A 23,723-nucleotide genomic window follows, 5' to 3' on the forward strand; every position below is an offset into this window, starting at 1 on the left:
GGGTCAGTCGTATTGTTGCAGGTCGTTGCCGCGGATCATCGCCTGCAACTCATTCACGTACTCTTGCCCCCGTTCGGAATAACGAATCAGGGTCGGTGCCAGCGCCAGGCCGCTGATATCATTACCTTCGTTGCGCAGCGACGCTCGCCGGCTTCTCAGATCGGCATAGGCTGGGTGAGTGTTGATGTTGTTCATGTATCGGCGAACCGATTCCCGAACCGACTTGAACGCGGCCACTTCGTGGCTGGCACCGGTGTTTCGTGCCTCGGGCACCAGCCCGCAACCGGCCACAAAGCACCACTGGCCGAAATAGTTGTTGCCCAGCCGGGCGAAGCGCGAGGTGCCCCAGGCACTCTCGTTAGCCGCCTGAGCCAGCGCAATGGAAGGCGGTACCACGTCTAGCCGTTTGATCAGTTGCGCCCGGTCTGTGCTCTCGGACGGGTCAAACGCCTCCAGTTCATAACGCTCTGCCAGCTGCAGCAGCCAGCGGCGCTCAGCCCATCCCGGCGAGCCATTCTCATGTATAGCCAGCAACCGCTCACGGCTGCTCAGTATGGCGGCGTTCTCCTGCTCGACCAGGGGCACCATATACTCAAAAAATGCCGCTTTTCGGGCATCACCGGCGGCATAATCGTCGAAATTCGGGGCAGCTGATGGCCCCAGAGGCAACCAGAACCCTAACAAGGGGGCCAGAACAAACAAGACGGCAATGACGGCTAAAGGCCCTATTTTGTTCATGCAAACTCCTGATAAGTCGACTATTCACTCCCACAGTCTACGTTAATAACCAGCGAGCAGGTTGATATAGCACTATTTCAGTCAACACCGGGAGTCGAATCTGGTATTTTGCTGCCTGCCCAAATGCAATCACACTGAATAACGAGACCCCCCATGGCAACACAGGGAAGCCGTTCGCAACGCCTGTTGGCACTGATCGACCAGGAATTCAAATCCGCTGTCGGCCCGATTGGCGAGATACTTATAGAAGATACCCGGCAAATATGGCGTCGCAAGGGCTGGAAAGGCCCGTCAGCGCTGCGCCACTACATCAGTGAGCTGGCATCGAACATCGAGAGCGAACGGGATAAACAGGCTTTTCTGGAAGCCACCAGCAAGGTGGTTTACAGCATGACATCCGGTACCGGGCAACCCCCGGCTCGCCGCTAATCGCATAGCCACAGACAAGGTATAAAAGGAGTTACCGCTCATGTTCGGAAAACGGTTTTCGATCAGCACCCAGTTCGTGCTGCTGTTGTTGTGTGTTCTGGCCTTAAACGCAGGCGCCTTCTTTCTATTGCTCAAGAATGTCTACATGCAAGAGCTTCGAGCCCAGGCGCAAACCGTTGTCGCCAACGTCGATGCCTTTGGCAGCTGGGTGGCAAAAACCGGGCGGGTCTGGGTGCGCGACGGGCAAGACAGTTTTCTCGGGGAAATGGACGTTCATCCGGTCGATAACCCGAGCCAGACGGTCACTTTTTATTCGAAGAACCCGGCACTGGCCCAGCGTGAATTTTCAGAAACGGTGGCGGCCTCGGAATCGCCCGCCAAGTTCCGTATGACCTCGCAAAACGTGATGAACCCGGCCAATACGCCGGATGCCTTCGAATCACGGGCGCTGAACAACATCCAGTCGTTTAATTTGCCTGAATTCTTCGAGACCGTTGGCGGCGAGTACCGCTATGCCAAACCCGTGTTTCACACGGAGGCTTGCATCGTGTGCCACGGCGACGCAGCAAGTGCGCCACGCGACGTGCTGACCCGGTATGGCTCTGAAAATGGCTTTGGTTTTGGAGCAGGCGACCTGGCCGGCATCATCAGTGTGACCATTCCGCAACGCAACTTGCTGGCAGGCACGGTGTCGCTGTTCGGCATTGTGGAAATTCTGGCCATTGCCCTGTCGATTCTGGCGATACTGTGGTTCGTGCGACGCACCATTATTCAGCCCGTGGGCGTGCTGACACAGATGGCCGACAACATTTCCAAGGGGCAGGAGACCGAACTCGATGTCAGCTCAATACCGCTGAACAGCCGCAATGAAATCGACCAGTTAAAGCTGGCGACCTCGCGCATGAAAACCAGTTTTAATCTGTCGATTCGCAAGGTTAAAGAAGCGCGCGCCGCCGCCCAACAAGCGATTAAAGTCGCTAAAACCTTGAAAGCACAACAGGCACAGCAAGGACAAAAACCAGAGAAGGATTAGTCTCGCTGCATGACCGCCACAAACATGGTATCGGCGTCGTCGTCCGGGGCGCCGACCATGCTCTGGCTGAGCAAGGTAAACTCAGGGTATTCAGACAGAAACTGACTCACCCGGTCTTCGTTTTCTCCGACCAGCCAGCTGCAGGTCGCATACACCAGATAACCGCCCACTTTAACCGAGGCAGACGCCTGCGCCAGCAACTGATCCTGAATCGGCTGCAGGGTGTGAAGCGATGCTTCGGTCAACCGCCAACGGCTGTCCGGATTACGTCGCCAGGTGCCGGCACCCGAGCAGGGGGCATCAATCACCACCCGATCGAAGACCCCGGCCTTCAGGTCAGCGACGCTATCCGGCCGGGTCGCATCCAGCGCCTGTGTCCGCAGATTGGTAAAACCCTGCCGCGCTGCGCGGCGTTCGGTCTCTTGCAGGGCATGGGCTCGAATGTCCGTTGCCAGCACCTCACCGGCTGGCCCTACCCAACTTGCCAGCGCCACCGCCTTGCCACCACCGCCCGCACAGACATCCCAGACCCGGTGGCCGGGTTCGGCCGCGACGGCGTCGACAATGCGCTGACTGGCGCGGTCCTGAATTTCCACCCAACCGGCATCCCAGGCCTTGGTTTTGGTGACTGGAGAGTCGGGCGCCAGCGCCAGAACATCGCCCGCCTGGTCCAGCACGGTGAGGCCCGCTGCGTGCAATGACCGGGCGGCCTGCGCACCCTTGCCAGGCAAGGCGCGCAACCAGATCGGTGGGCGGGTCATTTGCATCGCGAGCCAATGCCCGGCCAGGGAGTCCGACCAGTGGCTTGCCGCCGTTCGCTGATCCAGCCAGGGCTGCCAACCAGGTAGCCACCCCTGACGGGCGGCTTGCAGACCAGGGTCGTCGCGCTGACGGTCCAGCCAGGCGCGTCGCTGTGCAACGTCCGTCAACTCATTGGGCGCCTGCTCGTCCAGACCGTCCAGCAGCACCAGCCAGCCCCAGAGCTCAACCGCAGGAATGGCCTTAAAGGCTAGCCACAGAGTGTCGGCCGTCCACACTGGCTGCCTGTTATTGCTGGACTCTGGCGGTGAATAACCCTGCTGCAGCATGACCGGCACCGCTGCCAGACGGCACAGCTGAAATAACCGGTCGCTGTAGAACCGCCGGTCTTTGCCACCATAGGCTTTGCGCTCCCGAAACCGGGCGGCCAGCCAGCGATCCATCTGCGGCCACTCAGGTTCGGCCTGCAGCGCCCGCGTCAGGTCGCACAGGTGCGGCCAGCGATAGCCAGGCCACTGTGGCCGCGTTGGGGTGTCGGTGTGCGCCATGGCGTGTGGTCCTGTTGTCATTGCAAGGCAAGCGAGGCGCGCAGTATAAAGCAGCCGTAAGGTGGAATCACGGACCGCTGCCTGGCCTGACACCCTGCGGCTCAAGGACGCTAGACTGACTCACTCCATAAAGTGCTGAATACACCGACTCTTCGTTGTTGGGTGTTTCGGTTTGTCCGGAGAAGCCACTCTGGCATGATCCCACTCGGTAATTTGCCTGAGGATACCTGTACATGACCCACCCCCTGGCTGTAATAACCGGCGCCACCAGCGGCATTGGCGCTGCCTACGCCGACCGATTGGCCGCTGAAGGCTACAACCTGCTGCTGACCGGTCGGCGCGAAGACGAACTGGCTGCGGAGTGCGACCGGCTGCGCCAGCGCTACCCGGTCGAGGTTGAGTATCGGCTCGTGGATCTGGCCGAGGCCGATCAGCGCGAGGCCCTGGTTCAGGAAGTGACCCTGTTGCCGCGGCTGGATGCTTTGATCAACAATGCCGGCTATGCCGAAGATGGTCGCTTCGGCGATTTAAACTGGTCCCGTCACCAGGCACTGCTTGATGTACATGTCACCAGTACCCTGCAGCTGACTCATGCCGCCTTGCCCAACCTGATCCGGGCTCGAGGGCTGCTGATCAACCTGGCGTCGGTGGCCAGTTGGCTGCCCACACCGCAAAGCGCCCTTTATGGCCCCACCAAATCGTTCGTTAGGGCGTTTACCGAAACGCTGGCGCTGAGCTATCGGCGCGACGGGCTGCGTGCACTGGCCGTTTGCCCCGGTTTCACCGTCACCAATTTTCACGCCCGCCTGGGGCTCGACCCGGAGAGTTTCTATAAACGCCGCGGTATCACCCGTGCCTGGTCGGCCAAGGCTGTGGTCGAGCGTTCGTTTAACGACCTGGCCCGGGGCCGGGTGTTGTCGATTCAGGGCTGGAACTACCGGCTGATTCTTGCCGTTCTGCGCCACCTGCCGGTGCGCTGGCTGCACGCGGCACTGGCCCGCTCCGACCGGGCCCGCTAACAGTCGCTGACATCCGGTAACCAGAGGACGACCAAATTCGACTTTAAGCCTGGCTTCTCGGGCCGATAAGCTATTCCGGTAAAGGGTCTGCACCCGCTCAGACGTAAAGTTTCCCGGCATCTGGCGCAAGCGGCCTGTAATCTGCTATAAGTTGTGTGTTAATAAAGTGATGTGGTTCACATTATGTCTATAGCTCGGGATCGTCGGATTTGAGCCAATACAGTCAGCGCCTGTCCGATACAACGCTTCGCATGCCGGTTGCCTTGCTGCAAGTCGGGATGTTTGTGTGCCGGTTAGACAGACCCTGGCTGGGCACGCCCTTCCTGATGCAAGGCTTTCTGATTGAAAACCGGGACATGCTGCACCAGGTGCAAAGCTTGTGCAGCCAGGTGTGTGTCGACACCCGCAAGAGCCTTGTCAAGTTCAAGGCGCGGCCCGGCAAAACCCAGGCACCCCCGACCTTACCGGCCTCTTTTGACCGGGACATGGCACAAATGGGGTTGCGCAGCGTGCTGCCCACCTACACCCGCACGCTGAAACACGTTAAAGAGGCGATGCGTGGGCTGAGCAAGGGCCACCCGCTGAACCCGGACACCCTGGGCAAGCACGTCGATGAGTGCATTACGGCCCTAATCGACAACATTCCAGCCATAACCTGGCTGTCACGCGTGAAAAGCCACGACGACTACACTTACGAGCATGCCTTGCACGTGAGCCTGCTGTGTATGGTCTTTGGCATTCACTGCGGCTGGCCCCGGGACGAAGTGCGGACAGTCGGACTGGCCGGTTTGTTGTTCGACCTGGGCAAGCTGCGCATACCGAAATCGCTGCTGACCAAGCCCGGCCCACTGACCGAAACCGAATGGCAACTGTTTAACGAACATCCGAAATGGACGCGCTATCTTCTGGAAAAATCGGGCTTCGGTCACGATGTTATCGCCGCTTGCTACTACCACCACGAACGGCCCGATGGCCAGGGTTACCCGGTGCACAAGCTGGCCGGCCAGGTACCCTTGAGCGCCCGGCTGATTCACATTCTCGACGCCTTTGACGCCATGATCAGTTACCGGCCCTACGCACAGCAACGCACGGTTTACGATGCCATTCGGGTGCTCTACAAAGGCCGAGCCACGGAATTCGATTCTGCCCTGGTCGATCAGTTCATCGAATTAATGGGGGTTTACCCCATCGGCACCCTGGTCGAGTTGAGCAGCGGTGAAGTTGCCGTGGTGATTGGCCAGAATCACGATGCCAGGCTGTTGCCCAAGATTGCCGTGGTTCGCGACCGCAACAAACAACCGGTCAGCGAACGCGTTGTTAACCTGAAACACCTGACCGGAAATGACGGCCTGCCCCAATTTCGGGTTAAAACCATGCTGCACGATGGCAGCTACGGCATTTTCATGCAGGACTATACCCGCCAACTGGTGCTGGGAAACCAGGCTGCACGCTAACGACCCATCGACACCACCTACCCCGACCTTGTACCCCGCCGTACAATGGCCGACACTCTCTAACCCCCCGACAATGACTGGATACGCATGACCTGGGACTGGCTGCTGACACTGGGCCTCTGGCTCTACATTGCACTGTTGATCGCCCTGAGTTTTCGCATTCTGATGCGCCGACGCAGTGTGGGTGTGACCCTGGCCTGGCTGCTGCTGATTTACATCGTGCCACTGGTCGGCTTTGGCTTGTATTTGCTGTTTGGCGAGCGCTATCTCGGCCGGTTGCGGGCCAAGCGCGCCATGGTACAAAACCGGTTTTACAACCAGTGGCTGCATCAGGTCGGCGAACGCGACGCACTGAACACCCTGATCGATACACCGCTGCGACCGGTCATGGAACTGACCCTCGGCAGCCTCAAGCTACCGGCCTTGCGCGGCCACAACTGGCAATTGCTGAGTGAGCCGGACAGTGTCTTCGACGCGCTGCTGGACGACCTGAACCGCGCTGAAAACTGGATCTTCATGGAGTTCTATATTCTGGAGCCCGAAGGCCGGGTAGAGGAAATTCTCACCGCCCTTACCGATGCCCGCGCGCGCGGTGTTGCCGTCTATTTGTTGCTCGACAGCGTGGGTTGCAACCGTTTTTTGAAAAGTGCCCGGCACCGCCAACTGGTTAAAGCCGGTGTCGAGGTTCTGGACGTATTGCACGCCAACGTGCTGCGCATGTTCCTGCAACGCATCGACCTTCGTCAGCACCGAAAGCTGGTCAGCATCGACAATCGAATCGCCTACAACGGGTCAATGAACCTGGCTGACCCGGACTGGTTCAAGAAGCACAGCGGCTTTGGTCCCTGGGTCGATGTGATGGTGAGAGTCGAAGGCCCGATGGCGTCAATCATTCAAGGCACCATGATCTTCGACTGGGAAATGGAAACCGGCCACCGCCTGGACACCGCCCTAAGCTGGCCCGAAGCGGCCAGCGACGGCCCGGCGCTGATGCAATTTCTGCCAACCGGCCCGGCCTTCGATGAAGACATTCTGCTGCAGGTTTTGCTGACCGCGGTGCACAACGCCCAGCGCCGAGTGATCATCACCACGCCCTATTTCGTGCCGGACGAATCGTTATTGCAAGCGCTCAAGTCCGTCGCCAAGCGTGGCCTGGAGGTCACTCTGCTGGTACCGCGACGCATCGACAGCCGCCTGGCCAAGTATGCCGGCCGGTCGTTTTACGATGAACTGCTCAGCCACGGCATTGAAATACTGCGTTTTGAAGGTGGCCTGCTGCACACCAAAAGCGTGATCATCGACGACCATCTGGTGCTGGTCGGCTCGGTCAACCTCGACATGCGGTCACTCTGGTTGAACTTCGAGGCCACCCTGGTGGTGGATGACCCGGCCTTTTGCAATGCCATGGTTGCCGTGGTGGCCGAGTATAAAAAGAACAGTCACCGGCTCGACCTGAAGCAGTGGCGCAAGCGCCGTTATCATAAGCGCGTCGTGGAAAACCTGGCACAGCTGGCCAGCCCGTTGTTGTGAGCGGCAGAAAACCGGGTTGGCTGTAGCAGATCTGGAACCGGGCCATCAGCCAACAGGCTTGGAATACACCCCAATCAGCATCAATACCGCCACCACACCCGTGGCCGGAATCAGCACCAGTACAAATTTTAGCGGGTGAAACAACCCCGAGGCGCCGGCCATCAGCCCAATACCGCCCCCGCCACCAATCAGCCAGTTGCCCGGCATATTAACGAGAACCGCCAGTGCGATGTAAGGGTGGCTGGCGAGTTTGTCGCTGGCAAAGCGCAGCATGCGATCGCCCGGGCGGTCACTGGTCGCTGCAGCCACCCGGACTTCAAAACGCTGTTGCAAGCGTTGCACCTGCGGCCACTCGCGCAGCCAGTAGCCGATGCTGAAGGCCAGCAGCAAGCCCAATGGCGTTGCTGCCCAAATGGCCAGAATACCGATGGGGCCGAAGGCCGCCATAATCAGCCAGCCCAACTCTACCGCAGGCAGGAAGGGCACTGAGAGGGCGATGGCGTAGATCAGGGCCGTGCCGAGCACGATCCAGACATGAGGTTGATCCTGTGCTTCCAGCCAGCGCATCACCAGGCCTTGTCCGTCGGTAAAAAACACCAGCCAGATCATGGCGGCAATGGCGACCCAGGCCAGGATGCGCCGAATCATCGAACGGGGGCGCGTGACAAAACAGGGGAGGCCGCGGGCTTTTCAGCACTGGTGCCAGGGTTAAGCAGGAACCGTTTACGCTCGTCAGCACGCGCCAGCCCCAGCGCCTGCATCAGGCGCCGGTTGAGCGCCTGGGGCGACTCCGACAGTTCGCTGAGGGTAGCGCCCAGACTGACCCGAAGCCGTTCGCTGGCGCTGCCCATTTCGAAGTTGCGCCGGGTCACGACTTCCTGCAATTGGAGCATCAACGCTTCCACCGACTCGGCCGACGTGGCCCGGTCACTGACCACCATAAACTGATCCCCCCCCACCCGGGCCATAAAATCCGACTCCGGCAAATGCGTGCGCAGACGCTGCGCCAGCTTACGCACCAGCACGTCGGCCATTTCCTGGCCTTTGCGATGGTTTACCTCGCGAAAATCATCGATATCGAGGATCACCACCGAAAACGGCTGGGCCTGGTTGTACAGGGTAGCCATGCGTTCCAGACTGGCGTTGCGGTTAGGCAGGCCAGTCAGCTGATCGATCAGGGCCAGTCGTTCTAACTGGTCGCGCTGACGCAACAACCGGGTGATGAATGAGCGGCAGACCACTGACATCGCCATCAGACAGACCATCAGGTCGAGCCATTTGTAACCGGCATAATCGTCTGACGACATGGTAAACCAGGGTGAGGTGCCCCGGGGCAACAAAAACACCAGCGTCGTCAACACAACGGTCAGTGTTAACAGCGATAGCTGCCACTGGCGCTGCTCGGGCGGCAGCACCATGAAGATCAGCGGAGGGACCAGCAGAAAATAGTATTCGGCGGACTGTTCCGGCGTGAAACCGTAGAGGTTCATGACCGAAATGCAGAACAGCAGCACGATGATCATCCAGATCGAAGCCAAAAGAGGTCGGCTCAGGTAATACGCCAGGATGGCCAGGGCATGCAGGCCACCACACAGCACCAGAAACAACCCGAGTACACTCGGCGGTGCTGTCACTTCCAGCACCAGCGTATAGAGGCCGTAGGCAAAAAGGCCGAGCCAGAGGCAATGGCGCAGTGACTGGCTGCGTAATTCAGCATCACTGGGCACTGCACTCGTCCAATATTTAACCGACACTGTTGTGAACCTGAGGTAGTGGATGTCGCCTGTCGTCGCTGCCTTTTCCCTGTGCAGGCGGGCTAAGTGGGTATTTGGGTGCACCAGAAGAGGCCTGGCGCACTCTGGATTGCACGCGAACAGATCGGGCATTGGGCGCTGTCGGTTGACGGCGCCCAATGCCCATCACGATCTACTGCAACATGCACCGGGTTACTGATGCACGTGACCGTGTTCGAGTTCTTCAGCAGTGGCTTCGCGGATGTCCGCAACTTCACCTTTGAAGCTCAGCGATTTGCCGGCCAGCGGGTGGTTGCCATCGACGGTCACGGTATCGCCTTCAATAGCGGTAACGGTAACCTGCAGCGGTCCGCCCTGAGTCTGGGCCGTAAATACCATGCCTTCTTCCACTTTTTCGACACCCTGGAACGATTCCATGGGCACCGACTGGACCAGACCGTCCTGGACTTCGCCATAGGCTTCTTCCGGCGTTACCTGGACATCGAAGGCATCGCCCTGAGCCAGGCCGTCGAGGGCTTTTTCAAGACCGGGGATGATGTTCTGGTTGCCGTGCAGGTACACCAGAGGATCGCGCCCTTCGGAGGAATCTACGACAACGCCGTCTTCATCCTTCACTTCATAATGGATGGATACAACGCGTTGAGCAGCAATGTTCATAAGAGGCTCCTGTTTGGAGGTGGCTGCGTACTGCAGCCTGAGAATGTAAGACCTGTGCGTGAGTGCACACGTCCTTGCCCTGGTTAGTCTCACTTGGGTCCGGGCACGGATCCGAAGCTCAGGCCGGCAAGAATACCAGTGCCGGGCGCCGCATGAAAGGCAACCGGGACGCTAAAGCGTTACCAAGCGTAGTGCCAAACCCCGGTTAAAATCGGACAAAAGCTCGACAAAGGGTGGTCAAACACCGATAAAACGAACCAGAGCGTCGGTGGCCAGATCCAGGTTTTCAGCCAGGCTGACCCCGCTGACTTTGCGCGGCTTCAGGCTGTGATCACCGTCCGGGCACCAGACCAGCGCTACCGAATCCGGCAGGGTGTAGCCGGCCACCTGTTCACGGTTACCCAGCGCATCACGCTCACCCTGGCAGATCAGCACCGGGCACCGGACATCGGGCAGGTGCTCAAGCCGGGTTTTCTCCGGTTTACCCGGCGGGTGAAACGGATAGCCCAGTACGCAAACGCCAGCGACTTCCCGCTCTGTCGCCACCAGCGTGGCCATGCGACCACCCATGGATTTGCCACCGATGTACACCGGTCTGTCGCCCAACTCATCCAGAATCTGATTGAAATGCGCTACCAGCCGGGGGGCTCTGTCGGGCGGGCGTTTCTTGCCCGTCGTCCGCCGCTCTGCCATATAGGGAAATTCAAACCGGATAACCCGGATGCCACGCTTGCTCAGCCGGCGGGTCATCTCATTCATAAAATCTGAGTCCATCGGTGCACCCGCACCGTGTGCCAGTACCAGCACCGGGCCGTTCTCGGGACCCTCTGCAATCATGGGGAGCTCCTCTTTCTTTGTGAACAACAGAAGAATGGTACCCCAGAAGGATGACCCTGTTCGTCTTCGGCCTGTAAACCGACCGGACCATGGCTATGCTTCACCCCTGAAAACACTATACTGACAGCCCTGATAGTCGCTTCGGACCTGATCGTTTATGCGCACCTACACCGCTTTGATTGCAAGCCTGGCACTGTTGGCCGGCTGCAGCTCCGTCCCGCTCAGTAAAGTCGACACCGAGGAACTGGAAGTCACGGTGGACTATCGCCAATTGCCTGACCGGGTCGAACTGGAAACCCAGTGGCGCACCGGCTTTTGGAACCGGCGCGTGGATGCCACCGCCAACCCGCCGGAGCTGCTAACCCGCGGCGGTGAAATTCTGGTGCTCAATCGCGGGGCGGATGACGGTGAATACTCACTGTCTCTCGACCCCGAGACCGGCCCCTACCGTCTAACGATTCCAGACCTGGCCGAACTGAGGTTACCGGTGGGAGAAACCGTGTCGCTGGCAGGCGCCAGCAGCATCGCCGGTGATCGCTTCGACCGTGAAGACGAGCTGGTGTTGTCGGTGCGCGGTGCGACCGATCGGCCAAGAGGCTGGTCGTTCACCGCCTGGTGCGGCAACGAGAGCTGGACCATCAATCGCTCACTACCCCGCGATGAAACCGAACTCGAACTCGACCTGGGCCGGTTGATGCAGCAGATCAACAACGCCGCCGAAGCCGATCTGAACGGGCAGATACGAGTGAGGGTCAGTTTGTGGGAAGCGTTCGACATGGACTGGCAGCCGCCATTCAAACCCGGTGTCGCCCGGGCCGAAGACCGCGTCGAGTTTGAAGTCAACACCGCCAGCTTCCGCTTCCAGGCAACAGTACGCATTCAGCTGGCGCAAAACGCCTTTTTCAGCTTGCAAAATCAGGCCTGGCCCGTGAGATATTGTTCATGACACCAGCGGACTGTGCGCAGCCAGCCAGGTGCTGAATTCCGGCAACGGCATTGGCCGGGCAATCAGGTACCCCTGAACCCGGTCACACTCGAGGTCTCGGCACAGCGTTAAGGTCGTCTCAAGCTCGACGCCTTCAGCGACCACAATGGCACCCATGCTACGCGCCAGCCTGACGATGGCCGCAACGATATCCCGATCCACCACCGACGTTTCCAGCTTACTGATGAAATCACGATCTATCTTAATTTCATCGGGCCGAATGCGGCTCAGATACGCCAGAGAACTGTAGCCCGTGCCAAAGTCGTCGATGCTGATCTGACACCCCAGCTGGCGCAACTGATCCAGCATGGCCATGCAGGCATCCGGGTTTTCCATCAGCACTGATTCGGTCACCTCTACCTTGAGCCGGGTCGCATCGACTCCGGTTGCCGCTATTCGCATGACCAGATCCTGGTCGTCGACACGGGTAACCAGATCCAGTACCGATAAATTCACCGATATGGATACCGCCTCGTCCGGGTGTGCCGACAACCAGCGAGCCGCTACCCGCAGTACCTCCCGGGTTAGGCTGGATATTCCATAGGTTTGCTCAGCCAGCGGAATAAACTCGCCCGGCGACACGTTCCCGAGCGTCGGGTGCTGCCAGCGCAACAACAATTCACCCCCAACGACCACGCCGCTGCCAAGATCGATAATGGGCTGCACATGACAGCGCATCTGGTCGCGTTGAATGGCCTGCGGCAATGCCCGGTTGAGTTCATTCTGACGAATAAAAAAGTCGTTTTGCTGGTCGGAATAATAATGGATATAGCGGTTTTCACGCTCTGCGGTAATCAGCGCAACATTGAGCTTGCGCAACAGCTCATCCAACGATTCGGTCATGTCGGTCACCGCATAGGCGGCCATTCGGGAACACACCTCAAACCGGTGGTCATCCTCTTCCAGAACCAGAGTCCGCATGGGGGCCATGGTGGCATCGAGATCGGTCAGATCGGCAGCATCAAAAACCGTCATGAAACTGCTGCGTGACCAAAGCACCATGGCCGCTCTCGGTTGCCGGCTGCCAGTGGCGTCGGCGTCGTACCCGGCCAAGGGCATAACCCCCTGCTGGCGGAGCAGAAACTGGTTCCAGCGCTCGGTCGCCTGCATCCACAGCCGATGGGCCACCGTTGGCCCAAGCAGGCGAATCATACTGCGAATGCCATCAATTTCGATCAGCACTACAACCGGTTCTGACATTTGTGCGCTGAGCCTTGTCCAGTTCGGGCTCAAGACCTTACTGAAATACGCCCTGCTGGGTAATCCGGTTTCCGGATCCTGCAGCAGCAATTGCTTTTGTCGGACCTCCAAATATCGCATGCGCGAGGTCACAGCAAACGACATCAGCAACAGTTCGAGGACGGTGGATGCGAAAAACGCATTCAGGGTAAACCAGGATACCGGTAACTGACCGGCGTAGGTGGCCGTGCCTATGGCGCCGCCCAGGATTTGAACCCCAATGGACCCCAGCAAGAAAGCCGCCGGGGCGTACCCGCGCCGAATCTGTTGCACACTGATGTACAGCACAGGCCCAAAGGTCACCAGTTGCATCAGCACCAGCGGAATAAACAAATAAACGTCGGCCACCACCAGGCTGAGCAGCGCAAACGCCAGGTTCACCCCCTGCAGCACACGCACCAGGGGCAAGCGGAACAGCAACCCCTGATCGGCGCCCTTGCCCAGAAACGGAATGGCAAAGGAGAAAATCAGGAAAATCAGCAGGTAGTTCATGGCCATGATGTGGGTCGACAAGAATTGGACGACCGATAAGGGCATAAACAGATGACCGAAACCGGTCAGCGCCGAGAAATAAAACACAATGAGAACGTGGAACACCATGAACCAGCGGTAGGCGGCGTCGGCTCGCCCGTAAAGCAGCACGGCATTGAACGCGAACATGGCAAGCGTCAGCACCAGCATCACCCAGTCCGTCGCAATACGGTTCTGGTTTAAATACTCCTGTTCCACCTCTGGCGAGACCAGTAGCGCAGGGGCGAGGGGCGTCGAACTGAACAAACGCAACACCAGGTGGTATTCGCCTGGGCCCGGTACCTGAATGCGGTCCTGGTAGCGGGCGGCGGGTCGCTTCTGCGCCAGTCCAGGCTGGTTCATGCCCAGCGGGTGGGTGCTTATCAGCCGGCCCCACTCATCCAGCAAGTACAGGGTGAACTCGGCTAAAATGACGTTTTCATTGGTCAGGATGAAGGTCTGGGGGACGCCAGGTTCGCCCTGAAGCTCCAGATCGTACCTCAACCACAGCGCCTCGCGACTGAGTACGGGCGGATTGGACCGGGCACTGAGAAACAGAGCTGCTTGAACATCCTCCAGTTGTTTCTCCGGCGCGGCCAATATCGTCGCCTGCGGTTGAGAAAGCCACTGATGATCGGGCCAAGGGTTCGTCGCCGACGCCTGGCTGACAAACGCCAGCACAGCAGTGAGAGCCCACCATCGACTGACTGTGTGGCATCGACTAAACCAGCGCCACCCGCCGTAAACCTTCCCTGCTGTCTTCCCTGTATCGGGTTGGATCATCGCTGTCACGGTCGATACATACCTCACGCCCTGGGACATTCCTGCGAACTTGAATGGCCATACCCTTAACTGACCAGAACCTGACTCCAAAGTCTAGTTGGTATCTACGACAATGCAGGGTAAACCGGACCGAATTTCGCCAATTTCCCGTCAACCTGTACCCAGCGTTTATCAAAACAGAACAGCGAACGCCTTAAGTCGATGCGATAATTGTCGATAATGATTATTACTGACATCCTTCTCAGGGCAACACTATGGCAAGGTGTGTCCCTGGCACCATTCTCCGTGCTCAACCGTTCAAGGATCCGATGCTATGTCCTGGCTTAAAAACCTGTCGATCGCCAACAAGGTGCGACTCCCCCTATTGCTTATGCTGATCGTCACCCTGGTCAGCACCGTCAGTGGCGTACGCAGCCTAATGACGGTTACCTCCAGTTCCGATGTACTGATTCAGCGATACCAGCCTGCCCTGCTGACCTTGGCCGAGATGGATACCTCTCTGCACCAGGCCCTTTTGGCACAGCGCGCTTATATCCAGGCGGCGTCCTGGGGCGCAGTTCGAGACGAGCTCGATGGCTACCTGGCCACCTTCACGACTGAATCCGACAAGGCATTGCAACTGGCCAGTGCCACGGCCGCAACGCTGGCGACCGACAACAGCGAAGCCTTGATGGCGCAGTTCACCACGGCAATTGAGGCCTGGCAGACTCTGAATACCGAGATTACCGAGTTTGCTGACGGCGGCGCCGCATCGGTTGCCCTTCAGATTGGCGAGCTGGAAGGAGCGCCGTTATTCAGTGAAGCCCTGGGCATCAAGAATACACTGTCCGAACACATCAATGCCGACTCTACAGCCCGGGTTGAAGCGGCCGAGTCAATCAGCGACCAGGCCATCATTCAGGCGTGGGTGCAATTGGCGGTTAGCCTGGCGCTGCTTGTTGCCATCGCGCTCTGGCTGCCATTGTCGTTATCGCGGCCGATCGCCCGCCTGCGCGATCGCTTGAACGACCTGGCCTCCGGCGAAGGTGACCTGACCGCACGCCTGGCGTCCGACCGGGCCGATGAAGTGGGCCAGCTCGCGCACCATTTCAACCGGCTGATGGAAAAGCTGCATCAGTCGATGTCACACATCACCCGGGTTAACGAAGAATTGCGCGACAGCAGCCACATCCTGAACCAGGCCAGCAGCGGCAACATGTCGCTGGCACAGCAACAGGAAGCAGCGCTGGAGCAAGTGGTCACTGCGGTCGAAGAATTGCACGGGTCTGCGCGCGAAGTGGCCAGCAATGCCGAACGCGGTTCCAGCACCGCCAACGAGGCACTCGAGAACGTACGCACCGGCACCCAGCGTGCGGCGGAAGCCAACAACAAGGTGACCGAGCTAAAAGCCCAGCTGGACAGCGCCACCCAGGCCTCTCAGGTACTGGCCGAAGAAGCCACCAGCATTACCAGCGTGCTGGACGTGATTCGCAACATTGCCGAACAGACCAATTTGCTGGCGCTGAACGCGGCCATTGAAGCCGCCCGGGCCGGTGAGCAGGGCCGGGGATTTGCCGTCGTCGCCGATGAAGTGCGCAGTTTGGCGCAAAAGACACAGCAGTCCACCGCCGATATTCAGCAGCGCATTGAACGCTTGCAACAGGGTGTGGATAAAACGGTGAACGCCATGCAGACTGCCTCCAGTATGGTTCAGGAAACCGCAGGCAATGTTGGTGATACCCAGAGCTCCTTCATCGCCATCGAATCCCTGATGCAGGATATCAACGACATCAGTGCCCAGATTGCGACGGCCACAGAAGAACAGAGCCAGGTGGTGTCCGGCATCACCGAACATCTGGTCTCGATCAGTGACTACTCCAAGGAAAATACCCGACATTCGCAGGAGATCGATCAGGCAACCGACCAACTGGTGGAACAATCGAGTCAGGTACAGACGGTGTTGTCGGGGTACCGGCTGAGCTGATGCTCAGCCATCCGGCCACCCTGGTGGCCGGGGTAGACTTTCAGTCGTCCGACTGCGGGTTAAGCGGCGCGGCCAGATTCAGCGTCCAGTAGACACCGCCCGTATCGGATGTTGCCTGGCCCATGCCCAGAGACGTGTAGTCGGCCTCCATGATATTGCGACAATGCCCCGGGCTGGCCAGCCATTGCTGAACCACATCGGCGTCGTCAGTTGCGGTCATGGCCACGTTTTCACCCAGCGTGGTCGCGTCATAGCCCTGCTGCTGCAAGCGCCGGTAGGCATCTTGTCCATCACTGCTGAGATGACTGAGCATGCCATGTTGCGCCATGTCGTTGCTGTGCTGTTGGGCGGCGCCTGCCAGCGTGCACTGATAGCTCAGTGGTTCGGCTGCGGCCTGCAATACCCGGCCGCAATAGCGCGCTTCACTGCGTGCCTGGTTTATTTGCTCCAGCCAGGCCTGCTCGGTTGCTCCCAGGCAATGATCGAGTGTCCACTGCGAGGTGGCGCCAATGGACCCTGCGGTTTGAAACTGCCATTGCGCTCCGCCGTAGAGGTCACCCTCGGCCGACATCAGTCGTGGATTCAACCTCACCTGGTAACGTTGATTCGGAATCAGGTTGGACGTCGGGATCAGGCGAAGGCTCTGGGTGTCGGCGACATAGACGGTTCTGGCGGGAACACGCCGGTCATTCAGCCACAGTTCAACACTGTTGTCGGTGATCGATTCAATGAGCAGCGGGGTATCGAAGGTGATGCGGATGTCCCGCGTCAGTGCCTGGTTTTCGGCACCATCAATCGGGCTATGATCGATAACAGAAAACGCACTGGCACTGCGCGCCTGGAGCGGCGTGCCGGATAATACGTTGTTCGTTGCGAGCGGCTCGTCGACGGCTGTATTGCAGGCAGCCAGTGTTGTTGCCACCAATACACCCAGACTGACCCGGCGCCACGCCTGTTTTTCTCTCACCGTATCCATACTCATTGCCGTTTTTAGCAGTGTACCTGCGCATATGCAGGCGCCAAGACTTTTCCTGATCTTTCCATAAAACAAAGACAAAAAATGCCAACCGGGTCCGCAAAACAGGCTTAGGTGGACCAACAAAGATGCCAAGCCACGCTTCACGACAGCACAGGATACTGAGAGAATAGTGCTTTCACCGGCCCACCGAGCGTTCGCATGACCCTAACCAGTGCCCTGACCTTCTTTTTCGCCATCTTTATTTTCGGCATCACGCCGGGCCCGGGCATCTTCGCCATTATGGCCCGCGCGTTAAGTCAGGGGGCCAGAGCGTGCACGGCACTGGCCTTTGGCATGGTCATCAGCGACGTGATCTATCTGGTACTGGCGTGTTTCAGTCTGTCGGCCATTGCCGAAAACTACGGCACGCTGTTTACGCTCATTCGGTATGCCGGTGCGGCTTATCTGATTTACCTTGGCTGGAAACTCTGGACGACGCCAGCCCCGACTGAAGCGAGCGATATTCCGGTAAAGCGTTCGGGTATCGGGGCCAGTCTGCTGCAGGGCATCGCCATCTCAGCCTCCAACCCCAAGGTCATTCTGTTCTACATTGCCTTTTTGCCGACCTTTATGGACCTGACCCGGCTCAGCCATACCGACATAGTGCTGGCCGCCGCTCTCACCGTTGTGGCACTGATGGCCGGTTTGATGCTGGTTGCCTGGGGCGCGTCGAAAGCCCGCAAGCTGGCCCGGTCCAGCCGGGCCATGCAACGGCTGAACCGGGCTGCTGGCACCATCATGATCAGTGCCGGCACCCTGCTGGCCGTCAAAAGCTGACGGCGTTGACTTACTGACCCGCCTGGGCAGCAAACCAGACGTCACTGATTTCATGGCCATTGACGTCACCGCGCTGACGATCTCCCACCCAGGTGTATAGTGGCTGGTTTTCATACGCCCACTGGTAACTGCCATCTGTCCGTTCAATCACCGTGAACGCGCCCCAGGTTTCAGCATTTTTTGACGCGGTGAACGGCGGCCAGCTTTCCGCACAGCCGTCGTAGCAGTTTGATACCGAAGCGGTGTCGCGGGTAAAGGTGTAGAGCGTCATCCCTTGCGTTGTAGCAAACACTTCGCCAATGGCAGTATCCACTGTCGAAACTACGCCGCTTGCCGGTGACTCATCATTGCTGCCATAAGAGCTTGCATAGGAGTCCGTCGCGCAACCGGTTAATACCAGTGCAGATGCCAGAGCGAAGGTGCTGAATGTTGGTAATTTCATGGTGTGTTCCCTTTGAGTCATGATCAAGAATGTGTCGTCCAAGTGCATTGAACGGTGAAGATAGGGTCCATTGGACGTCCTACTTACCCCTCAGACGACTTGATCAGCTCAAATGGATGCAGGCACCCAACATTTTTTTTGCAGCCAGGTTACGCAGCGACTACACCGTTATTGTCAGACTCGGTATTCAGGTGACGCTCGTCATACAACTGCTTGAAAGACACCGACACCAGAACAACGCCCAGCACCGTGTTCACACTGACAATGAGCGGCTGAAGCCACCAGTAAACGACGGTTGGCAAACTCATTTGAATCAAAATATCCAGCATTCCAAATGCCAGCAGGGGCGCCACTGTCACAGCCACCATTCGCCAGCCGTTACCTTTGGTTAATGCCATTGAACCGGACAAAGTGACCGAAGGCTGCTGGCTGATGGCCGCCGACGGCAAAATCAGTGTCATTCGGGCCCACAAATACAACATAGGCAGCGTCATTAACCAGATAAGCGGCAGCGCCAGCAACGGCTGTTCAACGCCAAAAGACTCGATATTCCAGTTTGAGAAAACGGCGGCAAGAATACCAACAAGGACCAGAGCATACAGGACGGAAGGTACTATCATGACCAGGGTCAGCTTAAGCAACCCCCAGGCATAGCGCGTTTCAGCTTTCCCCCAACGAAGCGGCATCTGCCGATCAGGAGATTGCAGAAATTGACGGTGAACACTGACGGCAACGACGACGCCCGCCAACAGAGCAACACCAACCACAACCCAATATTGCCAACTCAGAACAGGAAGGTATTCAGTGGTGGGCTTGGTGAATTGCAGCAGCCCATACTGCACCACCAGAAAGGGCAGTGCCAGGATCAGCAAAGCCCGGGCGTGGCTGACGCTGTAACGGAGGCTATCGGTGATTAACGCAAAGACGGGTAAACGGCGGGCAGGTACAGATGACATGATTGTCTTCCTTGTTGGCAATGAGTTGAATGACCCGGAGCGGTCCTCGCCCCGGGCGGTGAGCATAGTAATTCCCGTTACCACGACTCACCACGGTTTCTCATCCGTTATGTGATTAACTTAACACCAGCGAAACCAGATAGCCGGTATAGCCTGCATACACCAGCAATAGCATGCCGCCTTCTACCCGGTTTATGCGCCCCTGTCGGCCGCGCAGGCCAATACCCATGATCAGCAGCACTACCGTCAGCGCCGCCATCACTACCCAGTCGCGATACAGTACTTCCGGGTCGACCGAAAGCGGGTGAATGCCGGCTGCAATGCCGACGACTGCCAGCGTGTTGAACAGACCGGAACCCAATACATTGCCCAGAGCCAGCTCATGTTCGTTCTTTTTGATCGCCACCAATGAGGACGCCAGCTCCGGTAGCGAAGTACCAATGGCGACCACGGTCAAACCAATGATCAAGTCACTGACGCCAAAGCTCTGGGCGATAATGACTGCGCCCCAGACCAGCAGGCGCGAGCTGATCACCAGCAACACAAGTCCAACAATCAGCCAGGTGATGGCTCTGGACAAGCTCATCGGATGTGAGTCGATCTCTTTCAGGTATTCCGCTTCGAGTGTGTCAGCCGGTTTCTGCCGCCCCTGCAGAATCGACCAGCCCATGATGCCGAAAAACACCAGCAACAGAATATAGGCATCCAGCCGGCTCAGTTCACCGTCCAGTAGCTGGTAACCCCCCAGAAGCGTCACGCCGAGCAATAATGGCAGCTCTTTGGTTAGAATTCGCGATTGCACCCGAATCGGCGCTATGACCGCGACCAGGCCTATAACCAGACCAATGTTGGTGATGTTCGACCCATAGGCGTTACCCAGTGCCAGGCCGGGGTTTCCTTGCAACGAAGCGATGGCTGAGACCACCATTTCCGGTGCCGAAGTGCCAAAACCAATAATCACCATGCCGATCAGCAATGGTGACATACCCGCGTATTTGGCGGTAACCGAGGCGCCCTCAACAAACTTGTCGGCACTCCAGACCAGTAAGGCCAGTCCGGCGATAACAGCCAACCAGGCTAACAACATAGAGCTCACTCCAGGTAGAAAATAATGGCGCCAGTATAGCGGGGCGCGTCTTAAATGTCGGGGGTATTTTCCAGGGCGGTGTTCAACCAAAAAAGGCCCCGAAGGGCCCTTTTTCACCGAGCTGTCCGGATTCAGAGCTTGCGCATGGTCAGAACAACCTCGCCCACCCGAATGCCGAATTTGCTCATCTGCGTTACATTAATCAGCGTCTTGTCATTTACCTGGTACAACCAATCATCCATGGTGACGTTAATGGTATTGCCATTCGCCATCGGCACCGCCAACACGTATTTCATGTTCACTGCATTGCCGGCAAAGCGCATCTCAGCCGGCTTGACCACATCCCCTGCCGTGCCGCGATAATGCTGCTCTCCAACACGTTCAAAATTCCAGACCCGGGTCTGGCGTTCGCCATCGCTCCAGATGAACACCTCATCGAGCACGCCGCCGTTTTCATCCCAGCGGGCATCGATGGTTGCGTTAAAATAGCGGCTAACCTCGCCATTGCGCCCCCTTACCACGCCTTCCGCAACGAGGGGGCCGTTAAAATACTCGATCGGGTCGAACACCAGATCGGCGTCTTCATAGGTTGCGACGGTCACACTAGCGCACCCTGTCAGCAGCGCGACAAGCGCTGTGCTTGCGATGAGTTTCCACACAAAAGAGCTCCGTTGATGGGTTGCTCAGTTGTACGTACACCAACGCACGACGGATGGACCGCGGTGTTCATCTCTTGGGTCTTTTACTGTGTTTCGTCCCTCAGCCCCCTACAACCACTCCAGAAAAGGCTCGACCGTTGCCCGGTCGAAGGTTCGCTCCTGGCCATTACGTACGAAGCGGATACGCAGTCGCTGTGGGTCCTGCTGCACCACCCGTCCGACGCCCCACTGCTGATGCCGCACGCGCCGGGCATCGGGAGGGGCGTCATCGTCGGCAGTACCGGCAACCGCATCAATCGGTCGCGGTGCGGCTTCCCAGTGAACGCGAAGGGAAGAGCCGACGGCGTTCAGATACCGACTGACCATGTGCGTGTCCATCGCATCGTTCAGGGTCAGGTCGGTACTGCCGTCATTCAGGGCGTGCGCCAGGTCCGTCGACCCCAGCCAGCGCAGTTCGTTAACGAAAGGGCTGTCCGGGTGTTCGCTGCGGTCGGCCGGGGTTAGCAGTACCAGATGTTCACGAGCCCGCGTCATCGCCACATAAAGCAAGCGCCGCTCGCTGTCTTCCGAGGTCGGCCGGGTCAGGTCGCCTTCGGGATGGTAAGGATAAAACCGGGCATTAACCTCGGGCAAAATCACGATCGGCCATTCGCGCCCCTTGGCTTTGTGAATGGAGGTTATGTGCACGCCCCGCTGCGACTGGCCAGAAGCATTCTGCCCGCTCTGGTGTTGCTGCCATTGGCGCAAACGCGGCGAGGCCTCAGCAGCGGGCCAATCCTGGGCCGCAACAAACTGAGCGAAGGCTTTAACGGTTGCGACCTGATCATCCACCTGCTGGGCAGAAAACGCCGACTCTTTCAGCGCCGCGTAGTACTCCGTTCCGCGAATCCAACCGCTGAGCAGTTCGGAGGCACTGACTTTCGCCTCCTCCGCCTTTTGCAACAGCCGCGCCCGCTCCATCAACTGATCAGCCTGGTACCCCGACAGCGACTCGGGAATGGCATTGCGCAGATGCCGGGCGACATCCACCGCCACCGGAGCCAACCGTTTGACCAGATCATCAATGATCGCCTTGCGGATTTTCAGATAAGGCTGGGTCAGCAGCGTTTGCCACGCCTGGCGTCGCCGGTCCGGGTCATAGCGGCTGAAATCGCCACTGGCCAGATCAAACAGCACCCAGAAGGGGCGCAATTCGAACCGCTCCAGCACCGTCTGGTGGTGATCCAGATGGTAGGGGACATCAGCCGCCATCAGCAGCAACTCAAGCCGGGCACTGTTCGCCCACAGGCGGTTCAACACCGCGACCTCGCTCAGCGGACGCTGCTGGCGAATCTGCTGAATCAACCCCAGCGCCGTGCTGGCGCCGTCGTCACTGCGCACCTGCTCCACCCGAGTGGGCGGCGTGATGGCATGGGAGTAACACAGGGTCCGGCTGTCCGGATGCGAATGCCCGGCGCCGATCAGATGGTTGGCCAGGAGGCTCAGGTGGTGGCCATACCGAAAGGTCCAGCTCAGTTCGTAGTCGTGCACCGCATCGAATTGCTCGGTAAAACCTTCGGTCAACAGCGTCGGTTCCGAACCACGAAACTCATAGATGGTCTGGTCCGGATCACCCACCACCATCACCTGGCCGCGCCCGCCGTGCACGATCTCGAGTAACCGCTGCTGAATGGGGTTAATGTCCTGGTACTCATCCACCAGAATTTCCTGCATATGACCACCAAAGCGCTCGGCCAACTCAGGCCGGCTGTTCAGGCAACGCACCGGGTCGTACAGCAGGTCACTGAAAGTGACCCGTCGCTCTGACTGACGCCACTGCTCAAAGCGCTCAAAGGCTTCGATGAAAATCCGGCACTGGGCAGGCAGGTGGCTTTGCTCAAACACCACCTCGGGCGGGTTCAAACTGCTTTTGACCAGTTCAAAATAGGAAAGCGCCGGTTCGACCCACTTCTTCTTGCGGGTCAGAATGTCTTCGGCCTGATCATCATCGGCCAACTCCCGCAGAATGCGCCAGACCAGCGGCTCAACCTGGGCATCGGACAACAGCGTCCGGTCAAACGGCGGCAAGTCGCCATCCTGAACCAGGCGCTGATAAATGCGATAGCCAAGCGAATGAAAGGTTCTCACTTCCGGCAAACGCGTTCCCGCCGGGTTCTGCTCAGTCAGACGCCGGGCGAAATCCCGCTGCGCGGTCTTGTTGTACATCAGCACCAACAACCGCCGTGGCGACAAACCCTCGCGAATGCGGCGGCTGACATAAGCCGTCAGCGTCGCCGTCTTGCCCGACCCGGCCACCGCCACAATGCGCGCATGTCCACCCGGGTGGGCGATGATGCGTTGTTGCTCGTCTGTGAAATCGGTGTTGGAAAAGCGCATGCGTGGTCAGAGTCTAAGACGGCGGACAAGGCTAGCAAAGTCATGCCGGCTTGTCTGCGATTTAGCTGCCCGTGATCAAACTCAAGTTTCGGCGTGTGCACATTGCAAGCGTTGGGTGCCGGTGCGGACCACAGCCACACTTGAAATTTAACTATTGGCATTGCCGGTCG

The 23,723-nt window shown here is 58.4% G+C and carries 21 protein-coding genes; 8 read left to right on the top strand and 13 right to left on the bottom strand.

Annotated features, from left to right (window positions below; all coding sequences use genetic code 11):
* Positions 1 to 3: 3 nt before the first annotated feature.
* A complete protein-coding gene (locus EP166_RS15720; protein ID WP_220432600.1) occupies positions 4 to 738 on the bottom strand; it encodes a glucosaminidase domain-containing protein in 735 nt (244 codons plus the stop codon).
* A gap of 153 nt (positions 739 to 891) precedes the next feature.
* Here EP166_RS15720 and EP166_RS15725 point away from each other — a divergent pair, with 153 nt between their 5' ends.
* Complete coding sequence (locus EP166_RS15725; protein ID WP_127558775.1) at positions 892 to 1,167, top strand: DUF8082 domain-containing protein; 276 nt, start codon at positions 892 to 894, stop codon at positions 1,165 to 1,167.
* Between the two features lie 40 nt (positions 1,168 to 1,207).
* On the top strand, positions 1,208 to 2,200 hold the full coding sequence (locus tag EP166_RS15730; RefSeq protein ID WP_127558777.1) for a Tll0287-like domain-containing protein: 993 nt from the start codon (positions 1,208 to 1,210) through the stop codon (positions 2,198 to 2,200).
* On the opposite strand, the gene EP166_RS15735 is transcribed toward EP166_RS15730, so the two are convergent.
* Positions 2,197 to 3,507, bottom strand: a complete 1,311-nt coding sequence (locus tag EP166_RS15735; protein ID WP_164743973.1) for an RsmB/NOP family class I SAM-dependent RNA methyltransferase — start codon at positions 3,505 to 3,507, stop codon at positions 2,197 to 2,199. The two genes, EP166_RS15730 and EP166_RS15735, sit on opposite strands and share 4 nt — an antisense overlap.
* Positions 3,508 to 3,740: 233 nt before the next feature.
* Here EP166_RS15735 and EP166_RS15740 point away from each other — a divergent pair, with 233 nt between their 5' ends.
* The 3 genes from EP166_RS15740 (at position 3,741) to cls (ending at position 7,510) form a co-directional block, all read left to right on the top strand.
* Positions 3,741 to 4,526, top strand: coding sequence for an SDR family NAD(P)-dependent oxidoreductase (locus EP166_RS15740; protein WP_127558781.1), 786 nt, complete (start codon positions 3,741 to 3,743; stop codon positions 4,524 to 4,526).
* Positions 4,527 to 4,735: 209 nt separating this feature from the next.
* Positions 4,736 to 5,980 carry a cyclic di-GMP phosphodiesterase gene (locus EP166_RS15745; RefSeq protein WP_127558783.1) on the top strand — a complete coding sequence of 415 codons (1,245 nt, stop codon included), beginning with the start codon at positions 4,736 to 4,738 and terminating at the stop codon, positions 5,978 to 5,980.
* A gap of 87 nt (positions 5,981 to 6,067) precedes the next feature.
* Positions 6,068 to 7,510 (top strand): cardiolipin synthase, encoded by a 1,443-nt coding sequence (gene cls / locus EP166_RS15750; RefSeq protein ID WP_127558785.1) that lies wholly within the window; start codon positions 6,068 to 6,070, stop codon positions 7,508 to 7,510.
* Between the two features lie 45 nt (positions 7,511 to 7,555).
* On the opposite strand, the gene EP166_RS15755 is transcribed toward cls, so the two are convergent.
* The 4 genes from EP166_RS15755 to EP166_RS15770 all read right to left on the bottom strand — a co-directional run bounded on the left by EP166_RS15755 (position 7,556) and on the right by EP166_RS15770 (position 10,758).
* A complete protein-coding gene (locus EP166_RS15755) occupies positions 7,556 to 8,158 on the bottom strand; it encodes a hypothetical protein (RefSeq protein ID WP_127558787.1) in 603 nt (200 codons plus the stop codon).
* Positions 8,155 to 9,237 (bottom strand): GGDEF domain-containing protein, encoded by a 1,083-nt coding sequence (locus EP166_RS15760; protein ID WP_164743974.1) that lies wholly within the window; start codon positions 9,235 to 9,237, stop codon positions 8,155 to 8,157. The genes EP166_RS15755 and EP166_RS15760 overlap by 4 nt, the downstream gene beginning before the upstream one ends.
* A 219-nt stretch (positions 9,238 to 9,456) precedes the next feature.
* The gene (locus EP166_RS15765; RefSeq protein WP_127558791.1) at positions 9,457 to 9,921 is read right to left on the bottom strand and encodes an FKBP-type peptidyl-prolyl cis-trans isomerase; all 465 of its coding nucleotides are present in this window, start codon (positions 9,919 to 9,921) and stop codon (positions 9,457 to 9,459) included.
* Between the two features lie 237 nt (positions 9,922 to 10,158).
* Positions 10,159 to 10,758, bottom strand: coding sequence for an alpha/beta fold hydrolase (locus EP166_RS15770; RefSeq protein ID WP_127558793.1), 600 nt, complete (start codon positions 10,756 to 10,758; stop codon positions 10,159 to 10,161).
* Positions 10,759 to 10,915: 157 nt separating this feature from the next.
* On the opposite strand from EP166_RS15770, the gene EP166_RS15775 reads away from it, so the two are divergent.
* Positions 10,916 to 11,704, top strand: a complete 789-nt coding sequence (locus tag EP166_RS15775; RefSeq protein WP_127558795.1) for a hypothetical protein — start codon at positions 10,916 to 10,918, stop codon at positions 11,702 to 11,704.
* On the opposite strand, the gene EP166_RS15780 is transcribed toward EP166_RS15775, so the two are convergent.
* Complete coding sequence (locus tag EP166_RS15780; protein WP_164743975.1) at positions 11,699 to 14,173, bottom strand: EAL domain-containing protein; 2,475 nt, start codon at positions 14,171 to 14,173, stop codon at positions 11,699 to 11,701. The two genes, EP166_RS15775 and EP166_RS15780, sit on opposite strands and share 6 nt — an antisense overlap.
* Positions 14,174 to 14,588: 415 nt before the next feature.
* Between EP166_RS15780 and EP166_RS15785 the strand changes: the two genes are divergently transcribed.
* The gene (locus EP166_RS15785; protein ID WP_127558799.1) at positions 14,589 to 16,238 is read left to right on the top strand and encodes a methyl-accepting chemotaxis protein; all 1,650 of its coding nucleotides are present in this window, start codon (positions 14,589 to 14,591) and stop codon (positions 16,236 to 16,238) included.
* A 40-nt stretch (positions 16,239 to 16,278) separates the two neighbouring features.
* Here the strand turns inward: EP166_RS15785 and EP166_RS15790 are convergent, their stop codons facing one another.
* Positions 16,279 to 17,214: a CAP domain-containing protein gene (locus EP166_RS15790; protein WP_164743976.1), complete on the bottom strand. Its 936-nt coding sequence runs from the start codon at positions 17,212 to 17,214 to the stop codon at positions 16,279 to 16,281.
* A 201-nt stretch (positions 17,215 to 17,415) separates the two neighbouring features.
* On the opposite strand from EP166_RS15790, the gene EP166_RS15795 reads away from it, so the two are divergent.
* On the top strand, positions 17,416 to 18,033 hold the full coding sequence (locus EP166_RS15795; protein WP_127558803.1) for a LysE family translocator: 618 nt from the start codon (positions 17,416 to 17,418) through the stop codon (positions 18,031 to 18,033).
* Between the two features lie 10 nt (positions 18,034 to 18,043).
* Here the strand turns inward: EP166_RS15795 and EP166_RS15800 are convergent, their stop codons facing one another.
* The 5 genes from EP166_RS15800 to EP166_RS15820 form a co-directional block, all read right to left on the bottom strand.
* On the bottom strand, positions 18,044 to 18,475 hold the full coding sequence (locus tag EP166_RS15800; RefSeq protein WP_246026316.1) for a COG4315 family predicted lipoprotein: 432 nt from the start codon (positions 18,473 to 18,475) through the stop codon (positions 18,044 to 18,046).
* 149 nt (positions 18,476 to 18,624) lie between these two features.
* On the bottom strand, positions 18,625 to 19,431 hold the full coding sequence (locus tag EP166_RS15805) for a hypothetical protein (protein ID WP_127558807.1): 807 nt from the start codon (positions 19,429 to 19,431) through the stop codon (positions 18,625 to 18,627).
* 115 nt (positions 19,432 to 19,546) lie between these two features.
* Positions 19,547 to 20,518 (bottom strand): calcium/sodium antiporter, encoded by a 972-nt coding sequence (locus EP166_RS15810; protein WP_127558809.1) that lies wholly within the window; start codon positions 20,516 to 20,518, stop codon positions 19,547 to 19,549.
* A gap of 131 nt (positions 20,519 to 20,649) precedes the next feature.
* The gene (locus EP166_RS15815; protein WP_127558811.1) at positions 20,650 to 21,177 is read right to left on the bottom strand and encodes a DUF3833 domain-containing protein; all 528 of its coding nucleotides are present in this window, start codon (positions 21,175 to 21,177) and stop codon (positions 20,650 to 20,652) included.
* Between the two features lie 108 nt (positions 21,178 to 21,285).
* Complete coding sequence (locus EP166_RS15820; RefSeq protein ID WP_127558813.1) at positions 21,286 to 23,553, bottom strand: ATP-dependent helicase; 2,268 nt, start codon at positions 23,551 to 23,553, stop codon at positions 21,286 to 21,288.
* Positions 23,554 to 23,723 lie beyond the last annotated feature (170 nt).

It is taken from the genome of Saccharospirillum alexandrii (assembly GCF_004000275.1).
Taxonomy (GTDB): domain Bacteria; phylum Pseudomonadota; class Gammaproteobacteria; order Pseudomonadales; family Natronospirillaceae; genus Saccharospirillum; species Saccharospirillum alexandrii.

Excerpts from the sequence above, each read along its gene's own strand:
- EP166_RS15720 (WP_220432600.1), bottom strand. The coding sequence starts at position 738 with ATGAACAAAATAGGGCCTTTAGCCGTCATTGCCGTCTTGTTTGTTCTG.
- EP166_RS15725 (WP_127558775.1), top strand. The coding sequence starts at position 892 with ATGGCAACACAGGGAAGCCGTTCGCAACGCCTGTTGGCACTGATCGAC.
- EP166_RS15730 (WP_127558777.1), top strand. The coding sequence starts at position 1,208 with ATGTTCGGAAAACGGTTTTCGATCAGCACCCAGTTCGTGCTGCTGTTG.
- EP166_RS15735 (WP_164743973.1), bottom strand. The coding sequence starts at position 3,507 with ATGGCGCACACCGACACCCCAACGCGGCCACAGTGGCCTGGCTATCGC.
- EP166_RS15740 (WP_127558781.1), top strand. The coding sequence starts at position 3,741 with ATGACCCACCCCCTGGCTGTAATAACCGGCGCCACCAGCGGCATTGGC.
- cls (WP_127558785.1), top strand. The coding sequence starts at position 6,068 with ATGACCTGGGACTGGCTGCTGACACTGGGCCTCTGGCTCTACATTGCA.
- EP166_RS15755 (WP_127558787.1), bottom strand. The coding sequence starts at position 8,158 with ATGATTCGGCGCATCCTGGCCTGGGTCGCCATTGCCGCCATGATCTGG.
- EP166_RS15765 (WP_127558791.1), bottom strand. The coding sequence starts at position 9,921 with ATGAACATTGCTGCTCAACGCGTTGTATCCATCCATTATGAAGTGAAG.
- EP166_RS15770 (WP_127558793.1), bottom strand. The coding sequence starts at position 10,758 with ATGATTGCAGAGGGTCCCGAGAACGGCCCGGTGCTGGTACTGGCACAC.
- EP166_RS15775 (WP_127558795.1), top strand. The coding sequence starts at position 10,916 with ATGCGCACCTACACCGCTTTGATTGCAAGCCTGGCACTGTTGGCCGGC.
- EP166_RS15785 (WP_127558799.1), top strand. The coding sequence starts at position 14,589 with ATGTCCTGGCTTAAAAACCTGTCGATCGCCAACAAGGTGCGACTCCCC.
- EP166_RS15790 (WP_164743976.1), bottom strand. The coding sequence starts at position 17,214 with ATGGATACGGTGAGAGAAAAACAGGCGTGGCGCCGGGTCAGTCTGGGT.
- EP166_RS15795 (WP_127558803.1), top strand. The coding sequence starts at position 17,416 with ATGACCCTAACCAGTGCCCTGACCTTCTTTTTCGCCATCTTTATTTTC.
- EP166_RS15800 (WP_246026316.1), bottom strand. The coding sequence starts at position 18,475 with ATGAAATTACCAACATTCAGCACCTTCGCTCTGGCATCTGCACTGGTA.
- EP166_RS15805 (WP_127558807.1), bottom strand. The coding sequence starts at position 19,431 with ATGTCATCTGTACCTGCCCGCCGTTTACCCGTCTTTGCGTTAATCACC.
- EP166_RS15810 (WP_127558809.1), bottom strand. The coding sequence starts at position 20,518 with ATGTTGTTAGCCTGGTTGGCTGTTATCGCCGGACTGGCCTTACTGGTC.
- EP166_RS15820 (WP_127558813.1), bottom strand. The coding sequence starts at position 23,553 with ATGCGCTTTTCCAACACCGATTTCACAGACGAGCAACAACGCATCATC.